This window comes from Bradyrhizobium sp. Pha-3 (assembly GCF_042258615.1).
In the GTDB taxonomy this organism is placed as follows: Bacteria; Pseudomonadota; Alphaproteobacteria; order Rhizobiales; family Xanthobacteraceae; genus Bradyrhizobium.
Window position 1 is genome coordinate 2350758 of sequence record NZ_CP170152.1, and the last position, 16175, is coordinate 2366932.

12 protein-coding genes are annotated in these 16175 nt (G+C 65.5%); 6 read left to right on the top strand and 6 right to left on the bottom strand.

From position 1 onward, the window contains the following. Nucleotides 1-279: 279 nt before the first annotated feature. Nucleotides 280-1698 carry a M20 family metallopeptidase gene (locus ACE10Z_RS11005; protein ID WP_375787936.1) on the bottom strand — a complete coding sequence of 473 codons (1419 nt, stop codon included), beginning with the start codon at nt 1696-1698 and terminating at the stop codon, nt 280-282. A gap of 319 nt (nt 1699-2017) precedes the next feature. On the opposite strand from ACE10Z_RS11005, the gene ACE10Z_RS11010 reads away from it, so the two are divergent. After that, nucleotides 2018-3379: a metallophosphoesterase family protein gene (locus tag ACE10Z_RS11010; RefSeq protein WP_375787937.1), complete on the top strand. Its 1362-nt coding sequence runs from the start codon at nt 2018-2020 to the stop codon at nt 3377-3379. A gap of 54 nt (nt 3380-3433) precedes the next feature. On the opposite strand, the gene ACE10Z_RS11015 is transcribed toward ACE10Z_RS11010, so the two are convergent. The 4 genes from ACE10Z_RS11015 to ACE10Z_RS11030 form a co-directional block, all read right to left on the bottom strand. Beyond that, entirely contained in the window at nt 3434-3646 is a 213-nt protein-coding gene (locus tag ACE10Z_RS11015) for a hypothetical protein (protein ID WP_375787938.1), read from the bottom strand. 459 nt (nt 3647-4105) lie between these two features. Next, nucleotides 4106-4480 carry a response regulator transcription factor gene (locus tag ACE10Z_RS11020; RefSeq protein ID WP_375787939.1) on the bottom strand — a complete coding sequence of 125 codons (375 nt, stop codon included), beginning with the start codon at nt 4478-4480 and terminating at the stop codon, nt 4106-4108. Next, nucleotides 4477-5343, bottom strand: a complete 867-nt coding sequence (locus ACE10Z_RS11025; protein ID WP_375787940.1) for a S1C family serine protease — start codon at nt 5341-5343, stop codon at nt 4477-4479. Before ACE10Z_RS11025 ends, ACE10Z_RS11020 begins: the two co-directional genes overlap by 4 nt. Nucleotides 5344-5440: 97 nt before the next feature. Further along, entirely contained in the window at nt 5441-6463 is a 1023-nt protein-coding gene (locus ACE10Z_RS11030) for an AraC family transcriptional regulator (RefSeq protein ID WP_375787941.1), read from the bottom strand. A gap of 262 nt (nt 6464-6725) precedes the next feature. On the opposite strand from ACE10Z_RS11030, the gene ACE10Z_RS11035 reads away from it, so the two are divergent. The 3 genes from ACE10Z_RS11035 (at nt 6726) to ACE10Z_RS11045 (ending at nt 10036) form a co-directional block, all read left to right on the top strand. Beyond that, nucleotides 6726-7175 (top strand): cupin domain-containing protein, encoded by a 450-nt coding sequence (locus ACE10Z_RS11035; protein ID WP_375787942.1) that lies wholly within the window; start codon nt 6726-6728, stop codon nt 7173-7175. Nucleotides 7176-7390: 215 nt separating this feature from the next. Then, nucleotides 7391-8884, top strand: coding sequence for a flavin-containing monooxygenase (locus ACE10Z_RS11040; RefSeq protein ID WP_375787943.1), 1494 nt, complete (start codon nt 7391-7393; stop codon nt 8882-8884). A gap of 84 nt (nt 8885-8968) precedes the next feature. Further along, a complete protein-coding gene (locus tag ACE10Z_RS11045) occupies nt 8969-10036 on the top strand; it encodes a maleylacetate reductase (RefSeq protein WP_375787944.1) in 1068 nt (355 codons plus the stop codon). A gap of 1 nt (nt 10037) precedes the next feature. On the opposite strand, the gene ACE10Z_RS11050 is transcribed toward ACE10Z_RS11045, so the two are convergent. Beyond that, nucleotides 10038-11492 carry a GH1 family beta-glucosidase gene (locus tag ACE10Z_RS11050; RefSeq protein ID WP_375787945.1) on the bottom strand — a complete coding sequence of 485 codons (1455 nt, stop codon included), beginning with the start codon at nt 11490-11492 and terminating at the stop codon, nt 10038-10040. 239 nt (nt 11493-11731) lie between these two features. Here ACE10Z_RS11050 and ACE10Z_RS11055 point away from each other — a divergent pair, with 239 nt between their 5' ends. Both ACE10Z_RS11055 and ACE10Z_RS11060 read left to right on the top strand, forming a co-directional pair. Next, nucleotides 11732-14398 (top strand): M1 family metallopeptidase, encoded by a 2667-nt coding sequence (locus ACE10Z_RS11055; RefSeq protein WP_375787946.1) that lies wholly within the window; start codon nt 11732-11734, stop codon nt 14396-14398. 78 nt (nt 14399-14476) lie between these two features. After that, nucleotides 14477-16129, top strand: a complete 1653-nt coding sequence (locus ACE10Z_RS11060; protein ID WP_375787947.1) for an acetolactate synthase large subunit — start codon at nt 14477-14479, stop codon at nt 16127-16129. The last annotated feature ends 46 nt before the right edge of the window (nt 16130-16175 follow it).

A 16175-nucleotide genomic window follows, 5' to 3' on the forward strand; every position in this document is an offset into this window, starting at 1 on the left:
ATCGCTTGTGCAGAACCGCTCCGCACCGCACATCGGTTCGGCATTTCGGTGCCAAAGCGCACCTGCGTGCGCCTCGCAGTGCGGAAAATTTGTTCGTTATCCTTTGTTCCGAGATGCTTTTTTGTCACGCGCGCGCGTTTTCGCGCGAAGTGGACGCCGGTTCGCGTGAGGAAAACACGTCAAAGCAAGAATCCAGAGCCCCGTTCCGATCCAATCGGAACGGGATCGGCGCTAGCCGGGCCTCGCATCGAAGCGCAGGCCCGGCCGCAGATGCTGCGCTCAGGCGACCGACATGTCCAACGGCGGTGCAACATTCGCCGGCAGCGGACTGACATAGGGCGTTCGCGTGGTCCGCTTCTTGAGGTCGGCCTTGGCGGCCGCGATCAGCTCCGGCTCCATCAGCGCCTTGACGCCGAGGCCGGCCATCGCCTTGGCGGCCTGCACCATCGCCTTGTGCGCGGCCGGCGTCTTGCCCTGCGCCACAACCTGCCAGGTGTGGAACGGCGTGCCGATTGCAACCGTCGGTGCATGGACCTGCACCGTCGGCACCACCCAGCTGACGTCGCCGACATCGGTCGAGCCGATCAGCGGATTGCGCTTGGCGTCGATCGGGACCAGGAAATCGGCCAGCGGCCGGTCGGTCGGCTCCATGCCGATCGCGTAATAGACCGTGGCGATGTCCTTGTCGGTCAGGGTCGCGCGGATCTTGCCGGCGAAATCCTTGTCGGCATCGTCGAAATGCGGCGGGCCGAGATCTTCCATGATCCGGTGCAGCGTCTGCTCCAGCGGGGTGTTGGGCAGGATGTTGGAGACCGCGGAGATGATCTTCATCTCCATCCTGGTCTCGGTCATCAGCGCTGCGCCCTGCGCGATCTTGTTCACGCGTTCGACCAGCTCATTCATGCCGGGCAGGTCGCGGGCACGGATCGAGTAGCGCACGCGGGCATGGGCCTGCACCACATTGGGTGCAATCCCGCCGGTGTCGAGCAGCGCGTAATGCACGCGAGCATCGCTCGGCATGTGCTCGCGCATGTAGTTGACGCCGACATTCATCAACTCCACCGCATCGAGCGCGCTGCGGCCGAGATGCGGCGAGGCTGCCGCATGCGAAGTCCGCCCGGTGAAGATGAAATCGGCACGGGTGTTGGCGAGCGACGGCGTCACCGCCACCTCCCAGAAACTGTGCGGATGCCAGGTAATGGCGATGTCGGCGTCCTCGAACGCGCCACAGCGCACCATGAAGGCCTTTGCCGCGCCGCCTTCCTCGGCCGGACAGCCGTAATAGCGCACCCGGCCCGGCACCTTGTTGGCGGCGAGCCAGTCCTTCACCGCGGTCGCCGCGAGCAGCGCGGAGGAGCCGAGCAGATTGTGACCGCAGCCGTGGCCGTGGCCGCCGGTCTCGACCGGACGATGTTCGGCAATTCCGGCCTCCTGGCTGAGGCCGGGCAGGGCGTCATATTCGCCGAGGAAGGCGATGACCGGGCCGCCCTCGCCCCATTCGCCCATCACCGCGGTCGGGATGTCGGCGAGGTTCTCGGTGATGCGGAAACCCTGGTGGCGCAGTTCGGCCAGATGTTCGGCGGATGAGCGCGCCTCGGTGTAGCAGACCTCGGGCATCGCCCAGACCCGGTCGCTCAATTCGATGAAACGCGGCTTGATCGTGTCGACGCCGCGCCAAACATCATTACGGTTGTCCATTTGCTTCGGTCCCTTGGCTCGCTGGAGCATGATCCGGAAAAGTGTGAAGCGGTTTTCCGAAAAGATCATGCCCGGACAATGAGCCAAAGTGCGATGACGATTCATCGCGCTTTGGCCAATCTGAAGCGCAAAAGGCTAGCAGCTTGGCGCAGCGCCGCCTAGCCGGTGCCGGCAGACCAGCTTTTCCGCAGCGTCACGTCTTGGTGTGCAGAGTACATGTCTGCTGCAGAGGCCGGCTGCAACCTTGCGTGCGCATGTCTACCTTGAGCGATCAGTCCGCCTTCCTCTATGATGTGGCACGCGAGGACGTGGCCCGATCATGGATGATGCAATTCCGTCTCTGCTGCCGAGAAATTTGGGCCACCAGTTCGTGATCTATGCCGACGCCTGCTCAGGCGTAGCAGGCGCGCTGCACGAGCGCACCTTCGCGTCGGTGAACAATGTGGTTCGCCGGCTCAATCCTGCGCCCGAATTCATCCTCTTCCCCGGCGATGAGATCATCGGCCTCACCGCCGATGCCGAGGAGTTGCGCGCACAGTGGCGGCATTGGCTCGACACCGAAATGGGCTGGCTCGACCGGCGCACGGTGCCGCTGTGGCACACGACCGGCAACCACACGACTTACGACGAGATGAGCGAGGCGGTGTTTCGCGAGGTGCTTAAGCTGCCGCGCAATGGTCCGCCGGGTCAGGAGGGCCTGTCCTACTGGGTCCGCCGCGACGATCTGTTGATGGTGTTCGTGCACACGCTGTGGAGCGGGCTGGGCGGCGAGGGGCATGTCGAGACCGACTGGCTGCAAGCGGTCCTCGCACAGCACAGCGATGCCAGGCACAAGCTGGTGCTGGGTCATCATCCCGTGTACCCCATCAATGGCTTCAGCGGCAGCTATCAGCGCGAGATCGGCCATGAATACAGCGCGCGCTTCTGGGATATCCTGGTCAGCGCCGGCGTGACCGCCTATCTGTGCAGCCACATCCTCGCATTCGATGTTCAGGTCCATCGCGGCGTGCTGCAGATATGCACGGCGGGCGCGGGCACCGCGCACCGGATGCCCGAAGGCATCGAGTATCTGCATTGCGTGCAAGTGGCGCTCGATCAGGACGGTCTTCGCTATCAGGTGCTCGACACCGAAGGCGCCGTGCGCGAGCAGCTCGCATGGCCGCTGCCATCTCTCGACCGCGCCGTGTGGTCGCCGTTGCCGCACGGGACCAGCACCGCGCCATTGTCCGGGATGCCGGCACCCGCGACGGTCGTTGCCCTGAAATTGTCGGGCCGCACCGCCGCGGCAAGCGCCGCGCCGCAAACGCTGCTGTGTACGCCCGTGCCTGACATGATCGCGCCGCTCTGGCTCGGGCTGCGCGGGCCGAACCAGACGCTCACCCTGATCCTCGGGCGCGAGCGCGGGCGAAGTCCGCACTACTGGGTCGGCCCCGATCTCGGCGATGAGCGGGATTTCGACCTCGACATCGCCTTCTATCCGGATATGGGACCGGGCGGCGTGCTGTGGCGACGCCGCGGTGACATCAGCTGGACGTCGTTCGCGGCGATATCGGCGACGGGGCTCGAGCGGTTCTCATGGCCCGCGCTCTGGAGCATCGGGTGCGGACAGCATGGATCGGACGACAGGCGATATGCCGGACCACGGCTCGACCTCGCTGCGACCGTGATCGCATTGTCGTGAGCCAAAGTCGGCGGCGCCCGCCGGGCCGAGAAGCGGAGCGAGGACGCGGGTGGCCTAGTCAGGCTTCTTCGGCTTGTCGCGTTCCGCGCTTTTCAATTCGCGATCGATCAGCGTGCAGACCCGCCGCTGCGCCAGCAGGCCGAGCCGCGCGCGCGTGGTGCCGTGCCGGATCTTGCCGTTGATCTCGAATGACCAGCTCCAGAGGTCGGGTTCGATGTTGGTGAGCGTGTATTGAATGTCTCGGTGACGATCGATCAGCTTCTTCATGCCGTTTCGTTTTGTTGGCTGAAGATTGCATAACCAGATCGAGGAGGCGCCTGTATCCGGACGACTACTTACACAATTGGTCTAAGCGTCCGCACCGCGGAATTTTCGCAATCACTGAGTTGGGGGCGTCGTCCAGTGCCTGCGTGATCATGTCGCGCGAATGCAGATGTGTATCCCCATTCTCATATGTCATCGCCCGGCTCGCCGCCTTCGCTAAGGCTTCGGCGCGCCAGGGATCCATGGCCTCGTCGAAGCCTTGGCGGAGACGGGACCGGGCGATCCGGTACGCCGCGGCCTCTCGGCTCAAGCCCCGCTGCCTCTGGAATACTGGATCACCCGCATGCGCGGGTGATGACCCCGCGTTGTTCGACATCTTGAAGCGAGAAGCATCCCCATCGTCGCCAGGACCACGATGGGATAGATCTCAATCCGCCAGACTCAATCTTGTACGTCCCGCCCTCACAAATTGATCACCCCGCGACGCGCCGCATGCGCGACGGCGTCGGTGCGGCCGGTGGCGTCGAGCTTGTCGAGCAGGGAGCCGACATGAAACTTGGCGGTGTGGACCGAAATCCCGAGCCGTTGCGCGATCATCTTGTTGGATGCGCCTTCGGCCAGCAGCGCCAGCACGTCGAGCTCGCGCGGCGTCAGCTCGAAGTCGGCGCCGCCGGCGGTCTCGCGGTTGCGTGCGACGATCGTCGCTGTCGCCTGTTCGCCCGGCGCGGCAAGCCGCAGGCCGGCGACGCTGCCGAGCAACGTCGCCAGCCGGTCGGCGAGGGCGGGGTCGTCGATCTCGAGTGCGATGATGATGTCGGAGGCAGGCTCGCTGCTCACGTCTCGGGCCTTTCGCCGACTGTCACCTTGAAGTTCAACGGCTCGCCGCCGCGATGCACGGTGAGTTCGACGACGGTGCCGACGCTCTGCGGCCCGAGGCCGCGCGACAGCGCCCGCACGCCCGACAGCTTCTCGCCGTTGACGGCAATGATCACGTCGCCCTGGCGGATGCCGGCGGTAGCCGAGGGGCCGGCCTTGTCGACATCCATCACCATTGCGCCGAGGTCGTCGTCGAGACGCACCGGCTGCAGCCCGACGCCAAGATATCCGCGCGCGATGCGGCCGCTCTTCTCGAGCTGGGCTGCGACCCGCTCGACGGTCGCGGCAGGGATCGTCAGCACGCGGCGCGGGCCGAGCACCGCCATGCCGAACGGCGCACCTGCGGCATTCAGCGCCAGCCCGCCCTGCTGGCTGTGTCGCAGCCGGACGTCGAGTTCGATCCGCGCGTCGATCTCGCCGCCGCGCAGGCTGCGCCAGGCGGCGCCCGACCGCGAGACCATGCCGAGCCGCGCGATCGGCGCGCCGCGGTCGGCTGCGACGATCACCGCGAGCGATCCGAGCGCGGGGATTTCGGTCGACAGCTTGATCGGCGCGACGTCGCCCTCAACGCGCAGCAGCGCGATGTCGGTGGTGTGGTCGCGTCCGGCGACGGTGGCTTGCCTGCGGCTGCCGTCGGCAAGCTGGATTTCGATCTCGCCCTCGTCGGCGAGCGCTTCGTCGGCAGTCACGACCAGGCCGGTCTTCCAGACGAAGCCGGAGGCGCGCGCGCGGTGCGAATGCACGGAGACGATCGCAGGTGCAGCGCGCGCAATGGTCTCGGAAAGGGCTGATGACAGCGAAGCGAGGGTGGTTGGTTCAGTCATGGGAAACTCCGTTGGCTTCCCCCAATCTGGGATGTTGCGCCCGGCGGTGAAACTGGCCGGATGGGCAGGGCCGGGCCCTGCCGATTGGAACCTCCGCTCAGCTCAGCCGCTGCAGGGTTACCTTCGGGCTTTCACCGAACTTGGCGCGGTAGGCGCTCGCCATCCGGCTCAGATGGGTAAAGCCGAGATCGAACGCAATATCGACGATGCGTTCGCCCGGCCGCGCCGTCTTGAGACGGGCGTTGAGATGAGCGAGGCGGATGTCGAGCAGCATCTCGGACACGGTGGTGCCGAAGTGACGGCGGAAGCCGAGTTGCAAGGCGCGGATGCCGGTGCCGGCGATCTCCGCAAGCTCGGCAAGATCCAGCGGTTCGGTCGTACGGGTCTCGAGGTAAGCCCGCACGCGCTTCAGCGCCGCGGGCTGCGCCTCGGTGCGGCCGTTGAAGACATCGATCGCCGAGCTCAGGCTGTGCCGTTGCTCGTTGAGCAGGACATTGAGAAACTGCTCGCGCCAATCGGCCGCCGCGACCGCGGATAACGATTTGCGTGGCCCGAGCTGCTCGGCCGTCGTCACGAGCTGCCCGATCCGGGCCGAGAGCGTCTGCCCGAGCGGTCCGTTCAACGCGACGGCCGGATCGAACTCGACCGGCCGGACCGCCACGCCGCCAAGCGCTGCGGCGCGATGCTCGACCAGCTTGCGGTCGAGCAGCACGATGAGCTGGGCGCAATCGTCGCGCCAGGTCATCTCGGTCGGAATCGTCGGCGACAGCAGGGAGGCACAGCGTTGTGGTCCGGTGGTGAGCTCGCGGGCGGCGGTCCGTACCGCGGCCGAGCCGGACAGCGGCATCTGCAACAGGAAGAAGCGGTCAAGGCAGCCCGGATTGATCGCGACCGATCCGCCATAGGCGACATAGTTGACGGAGAACCCGTCGAAGCCTGCGCAATTGTGATGCGCGGAAAAATCGCGCTCCGAACGATCGACCGGTGTCAGATCGTGCGGACAGAAGATGCGGCCGATCGCTTCAGCCGCGTCGTCGACGCGCGCCGTCGCGACGCGCGCGAAATCCTTGAGCCTTGCCGAATTTGCCCTTGCCGAAACCTCGTTGCCAACAGCTCTCACGCCGGCCGTCCGGAGTTGTTTGAGGTCTAAAACATCATGCAGCCTAGTGCATCCGTCGGCAAAGGGGAACGCCGTTTCGTCGTGCAATCTGCCCGATCGGCGCGCAGGCGGATGCGGCGGCATTGGGCAGGCGCCGCCGGGCTCGATGCTCCCGCATTGCAGCATGGTCGCGCCGGCTGCGGATTCGTTTATCGGCTAGACAGCCCTTTCAGCCGGCGACAGGCTCCGTGTCGGCAATACGCATAAAACTGGAGAGGCTGACATGGGCACGCTCGAAAAAGGCATTACCCGAACCGGCACCGGCTACGGCGGCAAGACCTGGAATATCCTGGGCCAAGTCTACTATCCGAAGGCGGTCACCGACTCGACCTTCGCGTTCGAGACCAACAGCGATCCCGGCCAGTTCGTGCCGGTGCATATCCACCCGACCCAGGACGAATTCATCCTGGTGCAGGAAGGCGTGCTCGACCTCAAGCTCGACGGCGTCTGGGTGCAGGCCAAGGCCGGCGACCTTGTGCGCATGCCGCGCGGTATTCCGCACGGCTATTTCAACAAGTCGGACAAGCCGGCGCGGGCGCTGTTCTGGGTGTCGCCGATGCAGAAGCTCGAGGCGCTGTTCGAGAAGCTGCACAATCTGCAGGACCCGGTCGAGGTGGTGCGCATTTCCGCCGAGCACGAGGTGGACTTCCTGCCGCCGGAAGCCAACGAGTAAAGCGTTTTCGAACGAAGTGGATACCGGTTCGCGTAAAGAAAACGCGTCAAAACAAGAATCTGGAGCCCCGTTCCGATCTTATCGGAACGGGACTCCAGGCGGGCGACAAAGACACGACGCGTATGTAAGGCGGCAATCGCCGGGGTTGGCTCCGGCGATGACGGGCATGCGTGCGTTCGAAAATTGGACCTGTTCATTCAATTCGGAGCGGTTTCATGGTCAAGCAGAAGCATGTGTGCGTGATCGGCGCCGGCATTTCCGGGCTCGCCGCCGGCAAGGCCTTTGCCGGTCGCGGTCACCGAGTGACCATCATCGAGCGCAGCGGCGATCTCGGCGGGGTCTGGGAGCCGGCGCGCTCCTATCCCGACGTCCAGACCCAAAGCCCGAAGGAGCTCTATCGCTACACCGACCAGGCGATGCCGGAGTCCTATCCGGAGTGGCCAAAGGGGCCGCAGGTGCATGCCTATCTGCGCGACTACGCCCGCAGCCATGGGCTCGACGGCGCGATGCGGTTCGACACCAGGGTCGAGGGCATGAAGCGCCGCGCCGACGGCAGACCAGGCTGGACGCTCGAACTCCGCTCGACCGACGGCGCGACCGGCCATGAGGATTTCGACTTCGTCGCGGTCTGCACCGGGCAATTCAACGAACCGCAGACGCTGCCGCTGCCCGGCGAGGACGGCTTCAAGGCGCAGGGCGGCCATATCCTGCACTCGTCGCAATATGGCGATCCTGATCTCGCCAAGGGCCACAAGGTGGTCGTGCTCGGCGGCTCGAAATCGGCGACCGACATCGCGGTGAACGCGGTCAATTCCGGCGCCAGCGAGGTCACCATCGTGTTTCGCGAGCCGGTGTGGCGGATCCCCTATTTCGTCGGCGGTCTCGTCAACTTCAAGCGCATCCTCTACATCCGCGCGCAGGAACAGATGTTTGCGAGCTGGGGCATCGGGCCGATGTCACGGCTCGCCCATGCCGCGGCGAAGCCGTTCGTCTGGGCGAACTGGCGCGGGCTCGAGAGCATGCTGAAGATGCAGCTCAAGCTGAAGCAGTGCGGCATGGTGCCGAAGGAGCGGATCGAGGACGGCATCAACTGCTCGGTGCCGATCGCGACCCCCGGCTTCTATCCGATGGTTGCCGACGGCCGGATCAAGGCGGTGCAGGGCACCTTCGATCATTATGACGGCAAGACCATCGTGATGAGCGGCGGCCAGCGTGTCGCGGCCGACGTCGCGGTGCTCGCGATCGGCTACAAGCTCGGCGTGCCGTTCCTCCCTAAGGAGTATCAGAACAAGCTGGTCGAGCCCGACGGGCAGTACCGGCTCTATCGGCTGATCGCCAATCCGGATCTGCCTGACATGGGATTTGTCGGCTTCAATTCGAGCTTCTGCACCGTGCTATGCGCGGATCTCGCCGCGAACTGGCTGGTACGCTATGCCGACGGCCAGCTCGCGCGGCAGCCGAGCGCGGCCGAAATGCACGACAACATCGCGATGATGCTGAACTTCAAGCGGGTCGAGCGGCCGGCGGCGGGCGTCTATGGCGGGCTGTGCGTCGCGCCGTATCACTTCAAGCATTTCGACGAGCTGTTGACGGACATCGGCACCAAGGCGTCGCGCCGCAACCCGCTCGTCGAAAAGTTCACGCCGCCGGACGCGGACGCCTATGCGCGCTTCCTCGCGACCGCGCCTGAATACAAGGCGGTGGCGTGAGTCTCGATTGACCTTGGCGAGAAGGTAGGTGAAACACTGTTGCCGCCCGGTGGCGTACGCCGGAGGCAACAGCTGGAGCGCCTGATGCCACAGCCATTCACTTATGAAGTCAGCCCGATGCGGGTCGTGTTCGGCGTCGGCGCGGTCGCGCAGCTGGCGGACGAACTCGGCCGGCTCGGCATCAGCCGTGCGCTGGTGCTGGCGAGCCGGCGGCAACAGGCCGAGCTCGGCGATCTCTCAGACTTGACCGGCGGCCGTATGGCCGGCGCGTTCGATGGCGCTGTCGTGCACACCCCGGTCGCGGTCACCGAACGTGCGATGCAGATGGTGCGCGAGCTGAAGCCCGACGGCGTGGTTGCGATCGGCGCGGGTGCCGCGACCGGTCTCAGCAAGGCGATCGCGCTGCGCACCGACCTGCCGCAACTGATCGTGCCGACCAGCTATGCCGGCTCGGAGATGACCCCGGTGCTCGGCGAGACGGTCGACGGCGTCAAGACCACGCAATCCTCGCCGAAGATATTGCCCGAGGCCGTGATCTACGACGTCAACCAGACGATCTCGATGCCGGCAAAGTTCTCCGCGATATCCGGCCTCAACGCGATCGCGCATGCGGCCGAGGCGCTGTATGCGCGGGACGGCAATCCGATCACCTCGCTGATGGCGGAGGAGGCGATTGCGAAGCTCGCGGCGTCGCTGCCGGACGTCATCGCACGGCCGCACGATCTCGACGCGCGGTCCGATGCGCTCTATGGCGCCTGGCTGTGCGCGGTCTGTCTCGGCACCGTCGGGATGGCGTTGCATCACAAGCTCTGCCACACCGTCGGCGCGCTGTTCGACCTGCCGCATGCCGAAACCCATGCGGTGCTGCTGCCGCATACCATCGCCTACAACACGCCGGCCGCGCGCGATGCGATCGGCCGCGCCGCGCGGGCGCTTGGGGTTGCTGATGCGGCTGACGGTCTGTTCGATCTGTCCGAAAGGCTCGGCGCGCCGCGTTCCCTCGCGGAGATCGGCATGCCCGAGGACGCCATCGCAAAGGCGGCCGCACTCGCCACCAAAAATCCTTACTGGAATCCGCGGCCGATCGAGGAGCGCGCGATCTGCGACCTGCTCCGGCGTGCGTGGTCGGGCGCGCGGCCGCAGGCCGGGTAGGTCATACGCCGATGGCGTTGCGCGCGATCACGTCGCGATAGAACGCAGCGCTCAGTTTCGGCACCCGCGCCTGGGTCTCGAAATCCACCCGATACAGGCCGAAGCGCTTCGCATAGCCGAAGATCCATTCGAAATTGTCCATCAGGCTCCACAGGAAATAGCCGTGGACCGGAACGCCGTCGGCGGTCGCGCGCTGCAATTGGGCGAGGTAGTTGCGCAGGAACATGATGCGGTCGAGATCGTAGATCTGCCCGTCCGGCTCTACCTTGTCGTCGCCGGAGGTGCCGTTCTCGCTGATATAGATGCTCTTGATGTTCCAGAGCTTGGCGGCAATCCGCGGCGCCCAGTAGATCGTCTCCGGCGCGATCCGCAGCCAATCCGAACTCATATGCGGGAACGAGGCCGGCATCGGCAGCGGCTTCCAGCCGGGGGCTGAGCCGGTGGCGAGGACATAGCAGTGCGGCGCGTAGATGTTGAGCCCGACGAAATCGTTGGGCTGCGCGATGATCTTCAGCTCTTCGGCGGTGAATTTGGGCGCGTCAGCGCCGGCATATTGCAGGAAGCCCTCGGTGTACTTGCCTTCGAGGACGACGCCGAGGAAACCTGCATTGAGCTCGCGCGTCGCGATCTCGGTGGCGCGGATGTTCTCCGGTGTGTTGACCGCGGGCACGCAGGCGGTGATGTTTTCGGCTGGGCCGACCCGCGTGCCGGGCCGGCCCCTGGCGCGGATCGCCTGCACCGCGAGGCCATGCGCCAGCGCGACGTGGTGGCGTGCCTGGTTCACCTCGGCCGGCGGCAGCGTCAGCCCCGGCGCGTCGACGCCGAGCGCATAGCCGAAGGGGAGGAAACGCCCGACCTCGTTGAGGGTGAAGATGTTCTTGACCCGGTCGGTCAACCGCTGCGCCACATAGCCGGCGTAGTCGCCGAACGCCTTCGATGTGTCGCGCGAGCGCCAGCCGCCGACGCGGTCCTGCAATGCCTGCGGCAGGTCCCAGTGATAGAGCGTGGCATAGGGCTCGATGCCGTTGGCGAGCAGCTCGTCGACCAGGCGGTTGTAGAAGTCGAGGCCCTTCGGATTGGGCGTGCCGGTGCCATCGGGAAACACCCGCGGCCAGGCGATCGAGAAGCGATAGGCCTTGGCGCCGAGATCCCTGATGAGGCGGACATCCTCCTTGTAGCGGTGATAGTGGTCGTTGGCGCGATCGCCGGTCGAGCCGTCCTCGATCTTGCCCGATGTATGGGTGAATGTGTCCCAGATCGACGGGCCGCGGCCGTCCTCATTGACCGCGCCCTCGACCTGGTAGGACGAGGTCGCGGTGCCCCAGACGAAGCCGGCGGGAAAGTTCGTGCCATTCGGCCGCGGAGCGTGGTTCGCTGCCTCGGCAGGGCCGGTCAAACCGAGCGCCGAGAAGCCTGCAAGGCCCGCAAACTGCCGGCGCGAGAACTTTCCGAACATTATTGTCTCCCGTCGCCGGATGCCGCGGCTAGAATGCCAGCCGCAGGTTAACCTTCCTCCCTGCCGTTGAGCAACAAGGGCCGGTAGGCCGATGCGTGTGCGCGTCGATCGATGCGAGCCAATGCGACGTCAGATGTCGCGGAGTTGTCAGTTTTGTGGCGACATCTTCTCTACTAGATTGCCTGCTACGTCCTTCCGCAATGACATCCGAAAATCCCGAGATCCCGGTGAGCTGCGCGATGAACAAGCCTGCGACCCAAGTCCGAACCGCTATGCTGCGTCGTCTTGCCACGGCAATCGGCTTGTTGCTGGCGATGGGCGCGGGCGTGCAGGCCGAGCAGACATTTTCGTTCGACAGCACGCCCGGAAAGCTGCCGAAGACGGTTGTCCCGTTGAGCTACGCGGTCGAGCTGACGCCCGATATCACCAGCCTGGCGCTGCCTGGTGTGGAGACGGTCGACATCGAGGTGCGTGAGGCTACGGCGCAACTGACGCTGAACGCGATCAACACGACGTTCGCCGAGGCCACGATCGATGACGGCGCGCAACGCGCGGAGGTCGTGACCGACGCCACCGCGCAGACCGCGACGCTGAGCTTTCCCCAGCCGCTCGCAGTGGGCCGCCACAAGCTCCGCATCGTGTTCACGGCGCAGATCAACAAGTTCGGTACCGGGCTGTTTGTGGTCGACTATCCGACCCCGACCGGGATCAAGCGGCTGATCTCCAGCAAGCTGGAGCCGGCCGACGCGAGGCGGATCTTTCCGTGCTGGGACGAGCCGTCGTTCAAGGCGAACTTCGCGCTGACCGTCGTGATCCCGCGCAATCTGCTCGCGGTCGGCAACATGCCCATCGCGAGCGAGGCGCCGGTCGCCGGCGATCTCAAGAAGGTCACGTTTGCGCCGACGCCGAAGATGTCGAGCTATCTGTTCGTGCTTACCGCGGGCGAGCTCGAGCGGGTCACGGCGGATGCCGGCGGCGTCACCATCGGCGTGGTGACGACGGAGGGCAAGAGCGGACAGGGCCGGTTCGCGCTCGACAGCGCGGTGAAACTGCTCGGCTATTACAACGACTATTTCGGCGTCAAATATCCGCTGCCAAAGCTCGATCTGATCGCCGTTCCCGGCGGGTTCGGCGGCGCGATGGAGAACTGGGGCGGCATCACCTTCTTCGAGAGCCGGCTGCTGTTCGACCCCGCGACGAATGCGGAGACGGCGCGGCGCGGCATCTTCGCCATCATCGCGCACGAGATGGCGCATATGTGGTTCGGCGATCTCGTCACCATGGCGTGGTGGGACAATCTCTGGCTCAACGAGGGCTTTGCCAGCTGGATGGCGACCAAGGCCTCGGAGCAGTTCTATCCACAATGGCAGAGCTGGCTGAACGGCACCAGCGCGAAGCAGTTTGCCATGGCGCTCGATGCGCGCCGCACCTCGCATCCGGTGCAGCAGCCGATCGCGGACCACAGCGAAGCGGTCACGGCGTTCGACGCCATCACCTACAACAAGGGCCAGGCGCTGATCCGCATGCTCGAGACCTATCTCGGCGAGCAGGCGTTCCGCGACGGCATCCGCAAATACATGGCCGCGCATGCCTACAGCAATTCCACCACGGCCGATCTCTGGCAGGCGCTCGAGACGTCCGGCGGGAAGACGGTGAGCGGCATCGCCGCCTCCTTCACCGAGCAGGATGGCGTGCCGTTGGTCGTGGCCGAGACCGTCTGCGATGGCACGGCGCAACGCCTGACGTTGCAGCAAGATCGGTTCGTGATCGCCCCGGCCAACGATCCGCCGCTGCCGGCCCACAGCTGGCAGATCCCGGTTGCGGTCGGACCTGCGCAAGGCAGGCCGTTTGACGAGCTTCTGTTGAAGGGCAGTGCCGATATCCCGGCCGGCGGTTGCGGCGATGCGATCAAGGTCAATCTCGGCGACGTCGGCTACTTCAGGGTCGAATACGGCCTCAAGAACCGTGCCGCATTGCTGAATGCTTTCCCGCAAATGCAGGTCGTTGACCGGCTCAATGTCGTCACCGACAGCTGGGCGCTGGTGCAGGCCGGCCGCGCCGAGGCGCCGTCCTATCTCGCGCTGCTCGACGCGCTCGATGCCGGCGACCATCGCGCGGTGTGGGACCAGGTGATCTCGACATTCGCTGCGCTCAACCGCCTGTCGCGCGACCGCAGCGAGCGACCGGTGGTCCAGGCCTATGCCCGCGCCAAGCTGCGCCCGGTATTCGACCGGATCGGATGGGATGGCGGCGGTCTGGGCGACGACGACACCGCGCTGCTGCGCGCGAGCCTGATCTCGACGCTCGGCGACCTCGGTGACCCGGCAATCGTCGCCGAGGCGAAGCGGCGCTTTGCGGCGTTTCTCGATGATCCCAAATCGCTGCCGACCACGCTGCGCGACGCCGTCACCCATATCGCCGGCATCACGGCTGATCGGGCGACGTATGACAAACTGCTGGCGCTCGCGCGCAACAGCACGGCGACCAATGAACGGCTGCGGTATTATTTCGCCGCGGCCAGCGCCCGCGATGCGGAACTGGCGCGCGCGACGCTGGCATTGACGCTGACCAGCGAGTTGCCCGACACGATCGTCACAGGGATGATCAACGCGGTTGCGTCCGCAGGCGAGCAGCCGCAGCTTGCCTGGGACTTCGTCCAGACCAATTTCGATACGTTGCTGGCCAGGCAGGGGCCGAACTTCCGCGACCAGTTCGTGCCGAACTTCATGATCAATTTTACCGATCAGCACCACGCGGCACAGCTCGCCGCGTTTGCCCCGTCGCAATCGACCAGCGGCGGGCGGGTGACGGTGGCGCGCTCCTTGCAGGCGATCGCGATCTCGGCCGATCTTGCCGCACGTGTGCTCCCCGCCACTGAGGCCTGGATCAGGGCGCACAAGCCGTGAGATCGCGAGGGAGTTTCCGGCGGCGCGCGATGCGGCTATGCTCCGTGCGCGGCATGCAATCAACGATGCGAGGCTGAGATGGTCAAAGGTTCCGATTTGCTGGTCGCGGCCCTCGAGAATGAGGGTGTGGAACGGGTGTTCGGTGTTCCCGGCGAGGAGAATCTCGACGTCGTCGAGAGCCTGCGCAAATCCTCGATCAAGCTGATTGTGACCCGCCACGAGCAGGCCGCAGCGTTCATGGCGGCGACCTATGGCAGGCTGACCGGAAAGCCCGGCGTCTGCATGACGACGCTCGGCCCCGGCGCGCTCAACCTGACCACGGGTGCGGCCTATGCGCTGCTCGGTGCGATGCCGATGGTGATGCTCACGGGCCAGAAGGGCATCTTGAGCAGCCGGCAGGCCAAGTTCCAGATCGTCGACATCGTCAACACATTCCGGCCGCTGACCAAGCTGTCGCTGCAGATCGTCAGCGGCGCCACCATTCCGACGCTGGTCCGCGACGCGTTCCGGATCGCGACGCAGGAACGGCCGGGGCCGGTGCTGCTCGAACTGCCCGAGGATATCGCGCGCGAGGAGATTGCGCCGGTCGAGATCGTGCCGCCGCACCCGATCGAGATTCCGATCGCGCATGCGGCTGCGCTCGACCGCGCCGCCGACATGATTTTGAAGGCGCAGCGTCCGCTGATCATGCTTGGCGCGGCGGCATCGCGCCCCCGCTCGACCGCCGGGATCGGCGACTTCGTGCGGCGGACCAAGATCCCGTTCTTCACGACCCAGATGGGGAAGGGCACGGTGTCCGGCGGCACCAATCAATATATGGGGACGGCCGCGCTGAGCGAGCGCGACTATGTGCATGAGGCGATCGACCGCGCCGACCTGATCATCGCGATCGGTCACGACACGATCGAGAAGCCGCCGTTCATCATGGGCCCGAAGGGGCCGCAGGTGATCCATGTCAGCTACACGGCGGCGAATGTCGAGCAGGTCTACTTCCCGCAATGCGAGGTGATCGGCGATGTCGGACCGAGCCTCGAACTGCTGGCCGACCGTGTCGCGGGAAAGCTGCCGTCGGCCAGCGCGCTGCTCAGCCTGCGTGAAGGCATCCTGGCGAAGATCACCGATCGCGCCACCGAGGGCCGCTGGCCGCCGACGCCGCAGCGCATCGTGCACGATGTACGGCAGGTCATTCCCGAGGACGGCATCGTCGCGCTCGACAACGGCATGTACAAGATCTGGTTCGCGCGCAACTACCGCACGCTGCTCGCGAACTCGCTGCTGCTCGACAACGCGCTCGCCACCATGGGCGCCGGCCTGCCGTCGGCGATGATGGCGGCGATGCTCTATCCGAACAACCGCGTGCTTGCGGTCTGCGGCGACGGCGGTTTCATGATGAACTCGCAGGAGCTCGAGACCGCGGTCCGCCTCAAGCTCAACCTGGTGATCCTGATCCTGGAGGACTCCGCCTACGGCATGATCCGCTGGAAGCAGGCGGTCGACAACTTCCCCGATTTCGGCCTGACCTTCGGCAACCCGGATTTCGTCAAATATGCCGAAAGCTACGGCGCCAAGGGCTCGCGGATCGAGAGCACGGAGGCGATCGTCCCGACCCTCGAGCGCGCCTTCTCCGGCGGCGGCGTGCATCTCGTCGTGGTGCCGATCGACTATACCGAGAACAAGCGCGTGCTGGTCGACGAGCTGCGCGAGAAGGTAAAGCAGATCGACGTCGAATAGCGGATTGCCGCTGATGACACGGAACGAAAAGCCCTCGGCTTGATTG

Excerpts from the sequence above, each read along its gene's own strand:
- ACE10Z_RS11015 (WP_375787938.1), bottom strand. The coding sequence starts at position 3,646 with ATGAAGAAGCTGATCGATCGTCACCGAGACATTCAATACACGCTCACC.
- ACE10Z_RS11045 (WP_375787944.1), top strand. The coding sequence starts at position 8,969 with ATGCCACAGCCATTCACTTATGAAGTCAGCCCGATGCGGGTCGTGTTC.
- ACE10Z_RS11035 (WP_375787942.1), top strand. The coding sequence starts at position 6,726 with ATGGGCACGCTCGAAAAAGGCATTACCCGAACCGGCACCGGCTACGGC.
- ACE10Z_RS11005 (WP_375787936.1), bottom strand. The coding sequence starts at position 1,698 with ATGGACAACCGTAATGATGTTTGGCGCGGCGTCGACACGATCAAGCCG.
- ACE10Z_RS11010 (WP_375787937.1), top strand. The coding sequence starts at position 2,018 with ATGGATGATGCAATTCCGTCTCTGCTGCCGAGAAATTTGGGCCACCAG.
- ACE10Z_RS11060 (WP_375787947.1), top strand. The coding sequence starts at position 14,477 with ATGGTCAAAGGTTCCGATTTGCTGGTCGCGGCCCTCGAGAATGAGGGT.
- ACE10Z_RS11050 (WP_375787945.1), bottom strand. The coding sequence starts at position 11,492 with ATGTTCGGAAAGTTCTCGCGCCGGCAGTTTGCGGGCCTTGCAGGCTTC.
- ACE10Z_RS11055 (WP_375787946.1), top strand. The coding sequence starts at position 11,732 with ATGAACAAGCCTGCGACCCAAGTCCGAACCGCTATGCTGCGTCGTCTT.
- ACE10Z_RS11040 (WP_375787943.1), top strand. The coding sequence starts at position 7,391 with ATGGTCAAGCAGAAGCATGTGTGCGTGATCGGCGCCGGCATTTCCGGG.
- ACE10Z_RS11025 (WP_375787940.1), bottom strand. The coding sequence starts at position 5,343 with ATGACTGAACCAACCACCCTCGCTTCGCTGTCATCAGCCCTTTCCGAG.